The following is a 12,745-nucleotide window of genomic DNA, read 5'->3' as shown; positions in this document are numbered from 1 at the left end:
GGCAGGCGGCGGGCGGCGGGCGGCGGGCGGCGGACAGTGGACGACGAGGCCATTCGGCGACGAAAGTCAGTGGATCGGCGACGAAAGTCGGTAGCGGGGCGCACGACGCCTGTGGGGATACTCGGCCATGAGCGATGTGACGAAGCCGGCGCCGGGCCAGGGTCCCGCCCTCACCGTCGGCGAACACGACCCTGAGCTGGTCAGACAGCTGGAGGAGGGCCTCGACGCCTTCAACGCCGAGGCCACGGGCCATGCCGAGGAGACCGAGTTCTCGGTGCGGGTGACGGACGCGGACGGCGAGCTGATCGGCGGGCTGAGCGCCCGTGCCTGGGGCGGGCTGTGCGACATCCACCTGCTGTGGGTCCGGGAGGACAGCCGCGCGGAAGGCTGGGGCGCAAAGCTGCTGCGGGCCGCGGAGGAAGAGGCGATCCGGCGCGGCTGTGACCGCGCCGCGGTGTCCTCGTACACCTTCCAGGCGCCGGGGTTCTACCAGCGCCAGGGGTACGAGGAGGTGGGCCGCGTGCCCGGGATACCGGGTGGTCACGAGGACGTGTACCTGTTCAAGAAGCTGGGCTGAGGAGGGCCCGGAGGATTGTGACGGGTGCGGCACCCGGTGCCGCGCGCCCCGCTCATGAGGTACGGTGCGTGCCATGACCACGTACTCGATGTCCCGTGAGGCGGAGTCGCTGCACAGCGACCCCCACGGCGAGTGCGCGCCCCGCGGCATGACGTTCCTGCGCCGCCGCGGCCGGGTGGGTTCTCCCCCGGCCGCCGCTCTCCACTGCTGTCGGTGACCGCCGGGCGATGACCGCCCGCCCCCACGGCAGCACTCCCGGCCTGTCCTGACCGGCTCACCGGCCTTGCCGGGCCAGAGCGTTTCCGCCGCGTGCCCCGTACGATCCGCGCTCCGTACGGCCGTTTGTGCCGTACGCCCCGCGCCCCGTACGGCCGTTTGCCATACGGACCGTACTCCGTACCCCGTACACCGTTCCTCACCACCAGGAGGACCCGATGACGGCCATCGCCGACCCCACCACCCCCACCACCCCGTTCCCCTCCTCTCCCTCCTCTCCCTCCTCTCCCTCCTCCACCTCCTCCGCCACCCCCACTCTCCGCGACCACCGCATCCCCGCCGACGGCCTGTACGAAGGCCACCGCATCCTGCGCCGCACTCCGGAGGGCTGGGAGGACCGCCCGTACGAGCGCTTCGATGTCGTCCCGCAGGCGAGCACCATCGGCGCGGAGATCCGCGGCCTCGATCTGTCCCGGCCGCTCACCCCGGCGCTGCGCGACGACCTGAACCGTGCGCTGCTGGAGTGGAAGGTGCTCTTCTTCCGAGGGCAGCACCTCACGTCCGCCGCGCAGCGCGCGTTCGCCCGCAACTGGGGCGAGCTGGAGACGAACCCGCTGCTGGCGACGGGCGACGCCGAGGACGTGGCGCGGTTCGACCGGAGCGCGGTGCCGACCTTCGAAAACGTCTGGCACACGGACGTCACGTTCCGCGAACGCCCGGCGCTCGGCGCGGTGTTGCAGCTGCGCGAGGTGCCGGCGTTCGGTGGCGACACCATGTGGGCGGACATGGCGGCGGCGTACGACAACCTGCCCCAGGACGTGAAGGACCGGATCGACGGCGCCACCGCCGTCCACGACTTCCTGCCGGGCTTCGCCCGCTTCTACTCCGCCGAGCGGCTGGCGCCGTTCCAGGAGCAGTTCCCGCCGGTGGAGCACCCCGTCGTACGGCGGCACCCGGAGACCGGCCGCCGGATGCTGTTCGTCAACACCTCGTTCACGACCCGCATCGTGGGGCTGGAGGAGGCGGAGAGCGACCGGCTGCTGCGGCTGCTCTTCCAGCAGGCGCATGTGCCGGAGTTCCAGGTGCGGTTCCGCTGGCAGGCGGGCGACATCGCGTTCTGGGACAACCGCGCCACGCAGCACTACGCGGTCAACGACTACGGGACGCAGCGCCGCGTGGCCGAGCGCGTCGCGATCGCGGGCGACCGGCCGTACTGAGGCGGGGCCACGGTGGTACGGCACCCCCGTACCACCACCCGCCCCACCGCCGGGTGCCCCGGCTCCCCACGGCCGGAGGCCGGCTCCCCACCCGCAGATGCCGGTCCCTCCCCGCAGCTGCCGGCCCCGCCCGGATGCCGATCTCCGCCCGGATGCCGACCTCCACCCCGGACACCGGAACGTTACTGCAAGCCTCCGTCACCGGAAGCTAAGCATCCACCTCCCGGGCCTCCAACTCCTCGTTCTCCTTCAGCTCCAGTCCCCTGATCTCCAGCCCACGGGTGTCCACACCGCGCACATCCACCTCCGGGCCGCCCCGCAGCAGCGCCGCCCCCAACGGCGTCAAAGTGTGGAGTACGGCGTTGCCGTGACGCAGCGTCAGCAGCAGACCGGCGTCCCGCAGCACCGTCGCGTGCTGGCTGGCCGATGCCAGCGACACGTCGACGCGCCGCGCCAGCTCGCTCGTCGTACATCCGCCGCCCACCCCGTGCAGGATCGCCGACCGGGTGCGGCCGACGAGCTTGCCCAGCGACGCGTGGACGGGGGCGGCCGGTGTGACGAGGCGGGGCGCGGGATGCTCGACCGGATAGACGAGGACGGGCGTCAGGTCCGGGTCGTAGAAGGTGACCGGGGTGCGGCGGCAGAAGAAGGAGGGCAGCAGGAGCAGCCCCCGGCCGTTCAGGAAGAGGTCGCGGTCCGCCGGATAGTCCACCTCCAGCACCGGCGGCCGCCACCGCATGGTGGGCGGGAGCGTGGCGAGGAGGTGATCGGCGCCGCCGTCCAGGAGCGCCCGGCCGCGGGCGGCGCGGTCCGCTTCGATACGGGCCTGGAGCCGCGGCCAGTACGGCGCGACCGCGTTCTCGTAATAGCTCTGCAGCGCGCCGGTGAGCCGCCCCAGTGCCGCGCTATCGCCCTCGCTCAGCGCCCGTAGCCACGAAGGCAGCGGGCGGGTGGCGGGCAGCCGCGAAAGTTCGGCGTGTAGTCGTGCGGGCGGGGTTGCGCGCACCGCTTCAAGCCCTTCGTCGATGCCGAGCAGACCCTCCGCGGGCGTCAGGAAATCCGGAAAATAGCCGCGCGTGGGAACGAGTGGCGCCAGCAGCCGTGTTTCACCATTCAACCGGGAACGGGCTTCGGCGCGCCATTTGCCGAAGGCCGGCCCGGACCGTCGGTCGCGCAGTCGGTGAAAACTTAAAACGGTCTCCCACAGCACGTCAGGGCGCGCAGCAATGCGCACCCTGGCCAGATCCGGTCCACTGAAATGGACGCGTAGCACCGAACCCCCACCCATGCTCCTAGTCGTCCCCCCGGCCCTCTGAGTATGCACGCAGACACAGGCTGTCACCATGCCCTTTTGGCCAGAGTTGAAAGGGGTCGCGCCATCGGCGCGTTCCCGGAAAGCTGTAACTCAATTCGACGGCAAGGCGAATGGAACGGATTGCTCGATCCCGTGGGGGGTGACGAGGCAATAACCGACCGCTCAGCATTTGCCGTGGAAGGCCGTCAACCAGGCCGACATGGCTGACGGCAGCTCCCGAGGGGGGAGTCCGGAGAAAAGCGAGGGCGGCACCTCCGCACAGGTGCCGCCCTCGTTGGTCTGACCTGCACAAAGATCCAATCGAGGAGGCCGTAAGGCACTCTGAGGGCACACCACGCCAGAAGGCATCCATGATGTCCGCGGTGTCGTCCTCGGCGTCCTCCCGCAGGTGGATGTACAGGTCCCACGTGATCGAGTGCTTCGCGTGCGCGAGGAGCCGCTGCACCTTCTTCCCTGTAGCGCCGTGCTTGATCAGGACGGACGCGTAGAAGTGACGGAGATCATGCAGCGTCGCCCCCTCCGGCGAACCCCACTCCTCCAACAGCTTGTTGGCCCGCCTCACGATGCGGGCCCACGTCTTGGCCCACGACCCGCGACGGACGGGGCGTTCGCCTCACTGAGGAACAGCAATCGCGCCTTGCGCCACCTCGGGCTGCGCGGGTCCGTGCGGTCCTCGATCTCGATCTCGCGCGGCGGAAATATCTCGCGGTGCAGCTTGATCGCCTCAGCCGTCGATGCCGACAGCCGGCCCGTCCGGTAGCTCTTGTCCGTCTTCGGCGGTCCCAGCAGGCGTGCGCAAGTTGATGGGTGCGAGGTCCTGGGATCGTCTCCGCTCCCGAGCAGCCCAGCTCCGAAGAGGCGTAACGCGGCGCCCGTTCGACTGCCCTTACGCGGTCTTCCGCGGCAGGTCGAGGACCATCACGTCGTGCAGGGCCGCCCCGTCCCACGGGTGAGCCTCGCCGACCTTGCGGTACCCCCACGACCGGTAGGCAGCCTGTGCCGCCTCGACATCCGGCCGTGCGTTGAGCAGTACCCGTTCCTCCGTGGCATCGGCGAGCACTGCCTCGTGCAGGCGCCGGGCCACGCCGAGGCGACGCCACGGGGCGCGCACCGCAAGTTCGATCAGTCCGAACGTCCGGTGCCCGTCCTCACGGCGCAGTTCGTCGGGTACAGGCGTAGTCAGCCGGCCCCACCAGCCAGTGGCAGGGCTGAGAGGGTACCCGTAGGCCATACCGATCGGCTCGCCGTCGCCAGCGCGGGCGAGGGCGGCTCGGAACGTTGCCTTACGGACCTGCGAGCGGAACCGCCGGAAGTTCGCTTCGACGTCCTTCTCGGACTTGTTGTAAGGCGGCTCGGCGAATGCCTCGGCATAGACCAAGGCGAACGCGTCCTCGGCCTTCACTGCGTCCGCACCACTCATGCGCTCTACCGTGATCGTCATCGGCTCCCACCCCGCGTCATCTCGCGGATACGCTCGACCGCGTCGCGCGCTACAGGAGCACCGAGGCGTACGGCGGCCTGCTCGAAGGTGCGCAGGCGGCGGCGCAGGCGCACCGACGACACGCCACCGCAGGCATCGAGCACACCCGTCATCTCGTGGCACGCATCCTCTGCCTCGCCTGTGTCGAGCAATGTCTGCGCGAGCCGTGCTCGGTACCAAGCGGTATTGCGGGTGTAGCCGCCCCCGAGGCCGGCGACCGCCGAGCGTAGGAACGGCACGGCCCGCTCGGGGCGGCCCTCTCGGGAGTAGTAGGCCGCCGTCGCATAGTCGACCTCGACGGGTCCGGCGAACCGCGCCCACCGCGGCACCTCAGCGTCGGTATCGGCACGCCCTTGATAGGACACGGCACGGCTCAGCGCCCGACGCGCGCCCGGCAGGTCGCCTGAGTGCGTCGCCGCGCTCGCCTCGCGCAGGGAGATCACCAGGCGCACCGTCACCCCCGCGCCCGCCTGGCGCGCGAGGCCATAGGCGTTTTCGACCGCCGCTGCGGCTTCCCAGTACCGCCCTGCGTCGACAGCGAGCAGGCACAGAGTGTTGAGCGCGCGGACCTGCAACAGGGGGTTGTCGATGAGCTGTGCCGCAGCCACCGCTTCCATGCAGGCAGCGCGGGCTTCACCGGGCGGACCCCCGTCATACCCGAACCAAGCACGATGGCAAGCGAGTTCGCACACCATCGTGTGTAGCTCACGACCGACTCGGCTCGTGTAGACGCTACTGCTCAGAGTCCGCGTGATCTGCTGCTCAAGCTGCTTGGCGCGAGCCTTGGCGGGAATGCCGCCGGATCTGTGGTCGACCGCGTACAGGCCGACCAGGTCGGCCCGGAGCGCCGCCGCGTCGCTCGTACCGATGCGCGGACCGTGTTGATCGGGGAGGATCGCCGCTGCCGCGAGCGCCCCCGTACCGGTGACGAATGCTCGACGTTTCACCTCTCCATCGTCACCGATCCTTCGAGCCGCTTCGTCCCGGCGAGGTGGGACCTCGAACCCCATCTCGGCGATCGGCACGCCGAACATGGCTTCTAGGACTTCCTGCTGACTCGGGTGCGGCAACGGCGGAGGGGACTCGTTCTCCCACCGTCGGAGCTGGCGGACGCTCACCGACGCATCGACGCCCAGACGTGCAGCCTCTCGGGCGAACGCGGCAACAAAGGTCACCTGTGTGTACCCGGCTTTACGCAACCGCGCGAGTTTGCTCACGCCTGCACCTGCCATGCGCTTCCCCTTGCGTCCGGGCAACTCCCCTCTCACGGTACCGACTTGATCAACGGCGACGGCGAAAGCGTCCGCCTAAACGTCCGGTCGCCGGGCGCCCTCGGATACCGCCGAAGCGGTGCACTGATGAAGCACCACGTCATGAGGCAGACCTGCGAGGGGGTTCACCCGTGATCAGTCCGCGAGCGCGGCAGGACGCACCGTACGGCGTCGGGGCTCACTTGGCAGACAGGCGCCGCGGCCGAACGGGCGTGGTGATGGCCTCGACTGCCTCGCGCGTGTGGCGTCGTCCGGTCAGTGGTGGCCGTGAATGGGTGACGCGTATAGACGAGGTGTCCCTCGCCGCCGGGGCCGCGTACCGAATTCGGCACGGTGACCCGTGCTACTGGACCGCCCATGAGATCGAGGTCTACCTCGACCTCGTGACCGGGGCTGCCCGGCCGCTCGTACCGGAAGGCAGCAGATGACCGTAGAGGTACCGGGATGGCTGCACATCGGCGCGCACGTGGTGGACATGTCCCTCAACCGCGAGGGCGTAGTACACGGCATGGGTGAGCCGTATGTGCAGGAGGAAACGCCCTCGTGCGTGTGGCTGCTGCCACCACACGGCGGATACGAGTGGCGAGCGAAGATCGCGGACGTGTGTCCCGCCGAAGGAGCACAGGAGACATGCGGCAGCGACTAGCGGTACTGCTGTGGATCTTCCTGTGTACCGCCGTCGTCGTGCCGCTCGCCATCGCAGCCGACCCGAGGCGATAGCCCACGAACTCCGCCCCTGCCGGTGACTGCCCACCGTGCTCCCCCACGAGCCGAGCCCCGGCAGGGGCGGACCCAACGCCGAGGAAGAGAAGAGGGGACATGCACGAACTGATCGCCAGCCCGTTCCTCGAACAGCACATGCTCGTACGTCCTGGGGACTCGTCCGGGCTACTGCTCCCTGAAGCGCACTACGAGGAACTGCGGCGTGTAGCCGGCAGCGACGCCCCCGCCCCGCCGTGGCTGCTCGACGCCGTCCGCGAACGCTGGGGGACACACCTCGGCGACCGCGCCATGACCGACTACCTACTCGTTCGGGAGCCGTCCGCACACGGCTACTCGCGGGCGAGCTGGGAAATCAACCTCGGCTGTAACTATCAGTGCAAGCACTGCTACCTCGGCTTGAAGGTCTTCTCCGGCATGTCGCTCGCCGACAAGCTCAAGGTGCTGGGGGTCGTCCGCGATGCCGGGGTGCTGTTCTTCCAGATCACCGGCGGCGAACCGACCGTCGACAAGCACTTCATGCACACCTATGAGGCAGCGTTCCGCATGGGCATGATGCTCACGGTTTCGACGAACGCCTCTCTCCTGTGGCGCGAGAACCTGCTGAGCATGTTCGAACGGTTCCCGCCGTACCGGGTCACCGTATCGATGTACGGCGCCACGAAGACCAGCTACGACGAGTTGACCCAGCGCAAAGGCGCATGGGACCTGTTCCAACGCGGCATGACAGCCGCCCGCGAGGCGGGGCTGCCACTGAGACTTTCGATCATCGTCACCGAGGACAGCGCGCACGAGGAACAGCAGATGATCGCGCTCGCCGAGCACTGGGGCATCGAGCACCCCGTCTACACGAACATGACGCCGACGATCTACGGAGGCGCCGAATCGCTCACCGCTCAGTCGAAAGAGCACCTGCGGATGCGCAAGCCGTTCACCGGGTGCAACGCAGGACACACCTTCTTCCACGTCGACCCGCACGGTCTCGCCTCGATCTGCAAGATCGGGCGTGACGACCACATCAATCTGGTCGAGGACGGGCTCGACGGCCTCGCACGGCTCGGCGCCGTCGCCGACCGGCTCATGCTTCGCACCGGCGGTTGCTCAGGCTGCACGCTCGCCGGCCAGTGCGTTGTGTGCCGCCCGCTTGCCAAGCACTACCAGGAGGCGGGGGCGCAGAAGGAAACCTACTGTCAGCACGGAATGAAAAAGGCAGGGTGAAGTCGCATGACAGCCGTATCCGTCGAGATCGCCCCGATTCAGCCCTCGGGGACCGTGCCCTACGCGACGCGTCCCGTCGCACCCGCCGCAGCTCCGGTCACCACGATCACCGTGGTACCTCAGCTCGACGCGGTCATGGACAGTGCGATGTGTTCGTGCCAAGCGGGCGACGACAACCCGCACTGACCGCAACCGCTCGTTCCCGCTCAGGCCTCGACACTTTCGTGCGGGGCCTGAGCCCTGTGTGGCAGGCGAGTAATGTGCCGCCATGCGATTCCGCTGGGACTGGCTGAGACCCCAGATCACTGCCCCGTACGTCCCGACGATCGGCCCGGTGCACCCCGACACGCTCGGTCAGCATCTGTTCGCCGACGTTGTCGCCAACGCCCCTACCGGCCGTTTCCTCCCGTACGACAAAGACCAACGATGGTCCGACGTGAAGGCCGAACGTGTGCTCGTCGAGGACATCGCTCACAGCCCTAGCGAGACGTTGCTGCCGACCCTGTCACGGCGGGGTGCGGGAACGGTGAGCGTCCACCTGTACGGCACGCGCCCCGACGGGCACGACCGCGCCGCCGACCTCGCCGTGAAACTCTGCGCCACCCATGATGCGGCGACCGGTCGTGTCGTCTCATTCGCAGGCCCGGAAGAACAGCCGGCCGCTCAAGGGCAGGTGACCCGCGTCCAACTTCACGAGTTCGGTCCCGAGCACCCTGCCCACGCCCCCGAAGGGGTACGCCCGCTCACCGACTGCCCTGCATCCGTGCAGGCGACGTTCCCGAGATTCGCCGAGCTGCTTGCCGACGAGGGATTCGCCTTCCTGCACGGCCGTATGAGGGCCGGCGGTGTCTGCCCCGTACTGGTCGCGGTCGACGAGGGGCGTGTCGTGGGCGCTATCGGGCCGATGGAGGTCATGCCCGACTCGCGAGGGGCCGTCCGCCTGCTTCCACAATATTTCGGCATCCTGCCCGAGCAGCGGGGCCGCGGTCTTGGACGTGCACTGTGGCGCGCAGCGATGGGCTGGGGGCAGGAGAACGGCGCCGCCTATCAGCTTCTACAGACCGAGGTCGACGGCGCTTCTGATCACTTGTGCCGTTCCGAGGGGCTGCGGTCGCTCGGGTTCGTCTGCGTCACCAAAGTGTGAGCCACGCAAAACGATGACGTTCGTAGCCTGAGCGTACGCTCGTCGGCCCGGTGCTTGCGAGACAGCCTGAATGCCCGCTGACACCGAAGTCGAACCGTTCAGCGTTGCGGCTGCACGACCGGCTCGGGGTACCCGCCTTCCATGAAGCGGTGGTGGACTCGGGTAGGGCTTGCGGTCGTCGCGGGCTTCGCGGCAGGTGCCGTGACGACCCTCCTGACCGACAGGTCATGGGGCTCAGAACTGGCTGTTCGCTGCCTGATGTTCTCCATGGTCTTCCTGGTGGTCCAGGTGACGGATGCATTTTCGCGGCGCCGCTCGAAGCGACGTGGTGAACAGATGACACGGGACTTCGAGTAGAAACCACACAGTCGACGCAGGTGGCCGTCATCGCTCGCCTGCGGCTTTGCCCTGCGCAGCAGGCGGTCGAGCCCCGTTGCTGCTGGCCACCGAAGACACCTGCGCCCCGATTCACCGACATGTGGTGAACCGGGGCGCTGATCTGCGAAAGGCGCTACGCCCGGAGGGCACAACGAGGGCACAAGCACCAGGAAGATCCCGGAAAACCACGGCAATCACTGCGAGTAGTTTTCGCACGTCAGAGTACTACCCCGAGCATTCACGCAGGCCACAAAACCGAGGGCGGCACCTCCGCACAGGTGCCGCCCTCGTTGGGGTCCGGAGCCGGGGTGGGGTCGAGGGTTGGGTCCCCGGCCGGCTCCGGGTGTCGGTGGGTGGGGTCGGTCAGCGGCTGTCGCTGCCCAGGGACTCCGCTGCCGCGCGGCCCGCTTCCAGGCGGGCGACCGGGATGCGGAACGGGGAGCAGGAGACGTAGTCCAGGCCCACCTCGTGGAAGAAGTGCACCGACTCCGGGTCGCCGCCGTGTTCGCCGCAGACGCCGAGCTTGAGGTCGGGGCGGGTGGCGCGGCCGGCTTCGGCGGCGCTGCGGACCAGCGAGCCGACGCCGTCCTTGTCGATGGTCTCGAAGGGGCTGACGCCGAAGATGCCCTTCTCCAGGTAGGCGGTGAAGAAGCTGGCCTCGACGTCGTCGCGGCTGAAGCCCCAGACCGTCTGGGTCAGGTCGTTGGTGCCGAAGGAGAAGAAGTCGGCGGACTCGGCGATCTGACCGGCCGTCAGGGCGGCGCGGGGCAGTTCGATCATGGTGCCGAGGGTGAGCTTGAGGTCCACGCCGTGGGCCGCCTCGACCTCGGCGATGACCTGCTCGGCCTCCTCGCGGACGATCTCCAGCTCCTGGACGGTGCCGACGAGCGGGATCATGATCTCGGCGCGCGGGTCGCCCTGGGAGGCGTTCTTGCGCTCGGCCGCGGCCTCCGCGATGGCCCGTACCTGCATGGCGAACAGGCCGGGGATGACCAGGCCGAGGCGGACGCCGCGCAGGCCCAGCATCGGGTTCTGCTCGTGCAGCTTGTGCACGGCCTGGAGGAGGCGCAGATCGTTCTCGTTGGCGTCCTTGCGGGCCTCGGCGAGGGCGACGCGTACGGAGAGTTCGGTGATGTCGGGCAGGAACTCGTGCAGCGGCGGGTCCAGGAGGCGGACCGTCACCGGCAGGCCGTCCATGGCCTCGAAGAGCTCGACGAAGTCGGCCTTCTGGAGGGGCAGCAGGCCGCCGAGGGCGGCCTCGCGGTCCGCGTCGGTGTCGGCGAGGATCAGGCGCTCGACCATCTCACGGCGCTCGCCGAGGAACATGTGCTCGGTGCGGCACAGGCCGATGCCCTGGGCGCCGAAGCGCCGGGCGCGGGCCGCGTCCTCGGCGTTGTCCGCGTTGGCCCGTACGCGCAGCCGGCGCACCCGGTCCGCGTACGCCATGATCCTGTGCACGGCCTTGACCAGTTCGTCGGCGTCGTCGGCGCCGGCGTGCATCCGGCCCTCGAAGTACTCGACCACCGGGGACGGGACGACCGGCACCTCGCCGAGGTAGACCTTGCCGGAGGAGCCGTCGATGGAGATCAGGTCGCCTTCTTCGACGACGATGCCGCCGGGCGCGGTCAGGCAGCGGCGCTTGGTGTCGACCTCCAGCTCCTCGGCGCCGCAGACACAGGTCTTGCCCATGCCGCGGGCGACCACGGCGGCGTGTGAGGTCTTGCCGCCGCGCGAGGTCAGGATGCCCTCGGCGGCGATCATGCCGTTGAGGTCGTCGGGGTTGGTCTCGCGGCGGATGAGGATGACCTTCTCGCCGGAGCGGGACCACTTGACCGCGGTGTAGGAGTCGAAGACGGCCTTGCCGACGGCGGCGCCCGGCGAGGCGGCGATGGCCCGGCCGATCATCCGGGTCTTCGCGGTCTCGTCGAAGCGCGGGAACATCAGCTGCGCCAGCTGCGCGCCGTTGACCCGCTGGAGGGCCTCGGCCTCGTCGATCAGGCCCTGGTCGACGAGCTGGGTGGCGATGCGGAAGGCGGCGCCGGCGGTGCGCTTGCCGACGCGGGTCTGGAGCATCCACAGCTTGCCGCGCTCGATGGTGAACTCGATGTCGCACAGGTCCTTGTAGTGCGTTTCGAGGGTTTCCATGATGTGCATCAGCTCGTCGTACGACGGCTTGTCGATGCCTTCGAGGTCGGCGAGCGGCACGGTGTTGCGGATGCCGGCGACGACGTCCTCGCCCTGCGCGTTCTGGAGGTAGTCGCCGTAGACGCCCTGCTGGCCGCTGGCCGGGTCGCGGGTGAAGGCGACGCCGGTGCCGGAGTCCGGCCCGAGGTTGCCGAAGACCATGGAGCAGACGTTGACGGCCGTGCCGAGGTCGCCGGGGATGCGCTCCTGACGGCGGTAGAGCTTGGCGCGGTCGGTGTTCCACGAGTCGAAGACCGCGCGGATGGCGAGGTCCATCTGCTCGCGGGGCTCCTGCGGGAAGTCCCGGCCGGTCTCCTTGGCGACGATGTCCTTGAACCGGCCGACGAGGGCCTTCAGGTCGGCCGCGTCCAGGTCGACGTCGACGCGTACGCCCTTGGCCCGCTTGGCCTCCTCCAGCGCCTCCTCGAAGAGCTCGCCGTCCACGCCGAGCACGGTCTTGCCGAACATCTGAATGAGGCGGCGGTAGGAGTCCCAGGCGAAGCGCTCGTCGCCGGCCTGGGTGGCGAGGCCGGAAACCGACGCGTCGGACAGGCCGATGTTCAGCACCGTGTCCATCATGCCGGGCATCGAGAACTTCGCCCCGGAACGCACCGACACGAGAAGGGGGTTGTCGGCCTGGCCGAGCTTCTTGCCCATGGTGGCTTCGAGCGCTTCGAGGTGCTCGGTGACCTCGGCACGCAGTGCCGCGGGCTCCTGGCCGCTCTCCAGGTAGACCTTGCACGCCTCGGTGGTGATGGTGAACCCCGGCGGAACGGGAAGCCCCAGGTTGGTCATCTCGGCGAGGTTGGCACCTTTGCCGCCGAGGAGGTCCTTGAGGTCCTTGTTGCCCTCGGTGAAGTCGTAGACGAACTTCGAAGGCTCGGACGGGGTTACGTGGGGATCTTGTGTTTCCGGCACGGGACTCTCTCCTCGCCGCGGTCTGCCCTGACGGCGAGGAACATACCCAGATCGAAGGTGTCTGGGTACGTCCACTCGGTCGACATACGCCCGTAACCCGCCGTCGG

Annotated in this window: 13 protein-coding genes; 8 read left to right on the top strand and 5 right to left on the bottom strand. The window is 68.9% G+C overall.

Features of this window, described 5'->3' with window-relative positions; all coding sequences use genetic code 11:
* Positions 1–127: 127 nt before the first annotated feature.
* From CP973_RS08625 to CP973_RS08620, 3 genes are all read left to right on the top strand, one after another.
* Positions 128–577 (top strand): GNAT family N-acetyltransferase, encoded by a 450-nt coding sequence (locus tag CP973_RS08625; protein WP_150239013.1) that lies wholly within the window; start codon positions 128–130, stop codon positions 575–577.
* 73 nt (positions 578–650) lie between these two features.
* Entirely contained in the window at positions 651–794 is a 144-nt protein-coding gene (locus CP973_RS39915; RefSeq protein WP_167538292.1) for a hypothetical protein, read from the top strand.
* Between the two features lie 217 nt (positions 795–1,011).
* Positions 1,012–2,010, top strand: coding sequence for a TauD/TfdA dioxygenase family protein (locus tag CP973_RS08620; protein WP_244409335.1), 999 nt, complete (start codon positions 1,012–1,014; stop codon positions 2,008–2,010).
* Between the two features lie 208 nt (positions 2,011–2,218).
* On the opposite strand, the gene CP973_RS08615 is transcribed toward CP973_RS08620, so the two are convergent.
* From CP973_RS08615 to CP973_RS08600, 4 genes are all read right to left on the bottom strand, one after another.
* Positions 2,219–3,127, bottom strand: coding sequence for an ArsR/SmtB family transcription factor (locus CP973_RS08615; RefSeq protein ID WP_150239011.1), 909 nt, complete (start codon positions 3,125–3,127; stop codon positions 2,219–2,221).
* 175 nt (positions 3,128–3,302) lie between these two features.
* Complete coding sequence (locus CP973_RS41725; RefSeq protein WP_167538291.1) at positions 3,303–3,887, bottom strand: tyrosine-type recombinase/integrase; 585 nt, start codon at positions 3,885–3,887, stop codon at positions 3,303–3,305.
* 324 nt (positions 3,888–4,211) lie between these two features.
* On the bottom strand, positions 4,212–4,766 hold the full coding sequence (locus tag CP973_RS08605) for a GNAT family N-acetyltransferase (RefSeq protein WP_244409334.1): 555 nt from the start codon (positions 4,764–4,766) through the stop codon (positions 4,212–4,214).
* Positions 4,763–6,022: an NsdA family TPR-like regulatory protein gene (locus CP973_RS08600; RefSeq protein WP_244409333.1), complete on the bottom strand. Its 1,260-nt coding sequence runs from the start codon at positions 6,020–6,022 to the stop codon at positions 4,763–4,765. The genes CP973_RS08605 and CP973_RS08600 overlap by 4 nt, the downstream gene beginning before the upstream one ends.
* A 329-nt stretch (positions 6,023–6,351) precedes the next feature.
* Between CP973_RS08600 and CP973_RS39910 the strand changes: the two genes are divergently transcribed.
* From CP973_RS39910 to CP973_RS08580, 5 genes are all read left to right on the top strand, one after another.
* Positions 6,352–6,504: a hypothetical protein gene (locus CP973_RS39910; RefSeq protein ID WP_167538290.1), complete on the top strand. Its 153-nt coding sequence runs from the start codon at positions 6,352–6,354 to the stop codon at positions 6,502–6,504.
* Positions 6,501–6,722, top strand: coding sequence for a hypothetical protein (locus CP973_RS08595; RefSeq protein ID WP_150239008.1), 222 nt, complete (start codon positions 6,501–6,503; stop codon positions 6,720–6,722). The genes CP973_RS39910 and CP973_RS08595 overlap by 4 nt, the downstream gene beginning before the upstream one ends.
* 173 nt (positions 6,723–6,895) lie before the next feature.
* On the top strand, positions 6,896–8,014 hold the full coding sequence (locus CP973_RS08590; protein ID WP_150239006.1) for a radical SAM protein: 1,119 nt from the start codon (positions 6,896–6,898) through the stop codon (positions 8,012–8,014).
* Between the two features lie 6 nt (positions 8,015–8,020).
* The gene (locus CP973_RS08585) at positions 8,021–8,200 is read left to right on the top strand and encodes a hypothetical protein (protein WP_150239004.1); all 180 of its coding nucleotides are present in this window, start codon (positions 8,021–8,023) and stop codon (positions 8,198–8,200) included.
* A gap of 82 nt (positions 8,201–8,282) precedes the next feature.
* Complete coding sequence (locus CP973_RS08580; protein WP_150239002.1) at positions 8,283–9,158, top strand: GNAT family N-acetyltransferase; 876 nt, start codon at positions 8,283–8,285, stop codon at positions 9,156–9,158.
* 741 nt (positions 9,159–9,899) lie between these two features.
* Here the strand turns inward: CP973_RS08580 and ppdK are convergent.
* A complete protein-coding gene (ppdK, locus tag CP973_RS08575; RefSeq protein WP_150238999.1) occupies positions 9,900–12,638 on the bottom strand; it encodes a pyruvate, phosphate dikinase in 2,739 nt (912 codons plus the stop codon).
* Between the last annotated feature and the right edge of the window lie 107 nt (positions 12,639–12,745).

This window comes from Streptomyces albofaciens JCM 4342 (genome assembly GCF_008634025.1).
Classification (GTDB): domain Bacteria; phylum Actinomycetota; class Actinomycetes; order Streptomycetales; family Streptomycetaceae; genus Streptomyces; species Streptomyces albofaciens.
Note: the sequence above shows the minus strand (reverse complement) of the source record. Positions and strands in the feature narration are given on the sequence as shown.

Excerpts from the sequence above, each read along its gene's own strand:
- CP973_RS08625 (WP_150239013.1), top strand. The coding sequence starts at position 128 with ATGAGCGATGTGACGAAGCCGGCGCCGGGCCAGGGTCCCGCCCTCACC.
- CP973_RS39915 (WP_167538292.1), top strand. The coding sequence starts at position 651 with ATGACCACGTACTCGATGTCCCGTGAGGCGGAGTCGCTGCACAGCGAC.
- CP973_RS08620 (WP_244409335.1), top strand. The coding sequence starts at position 1,012 with ATGACGGCCATCGCCGACCCCACCACCCCCACCACCCCGTTCCCCTCC.
- CP973_RS08605 (WP_244409334.1), bottom strand. The coding sequence starts at position 4,766 with ATGACGATCACGGTAGAGCGCATGAGTGGTGCGGACGCAGTGAAGGCC.
- CP973_RS08595 (WP_150239008.1), top strand. The coding sequence starts at position 6,501 with ATGACCGTAGAGGTACCGGGATGGCTGCACATCGGCGCGCACGTGGTG.
- CP973_RS08590 (WP_150239006.1), top strand. The coding sequence starts at position 6,896 with ATGCACGAACTGATCGCCAGCCCGTTCCTCGAACAGCACATGCTCGTA.
- CP973_RS08585 (WP_150239004.1), top strand. The coding sequence starts at position 8,021 with ATGACAGCCGTATCCGTCGAGATCGCCCCGATTCAGCCCTCGGGGACC.
- CP973_RS08580 (WP_150239002.1), top strand. The coding sequence starts at position 8,283 with ATGCGATTCCGCTGGGACTGGCTGAGACCCCAGATCACTGCCCCGTAC.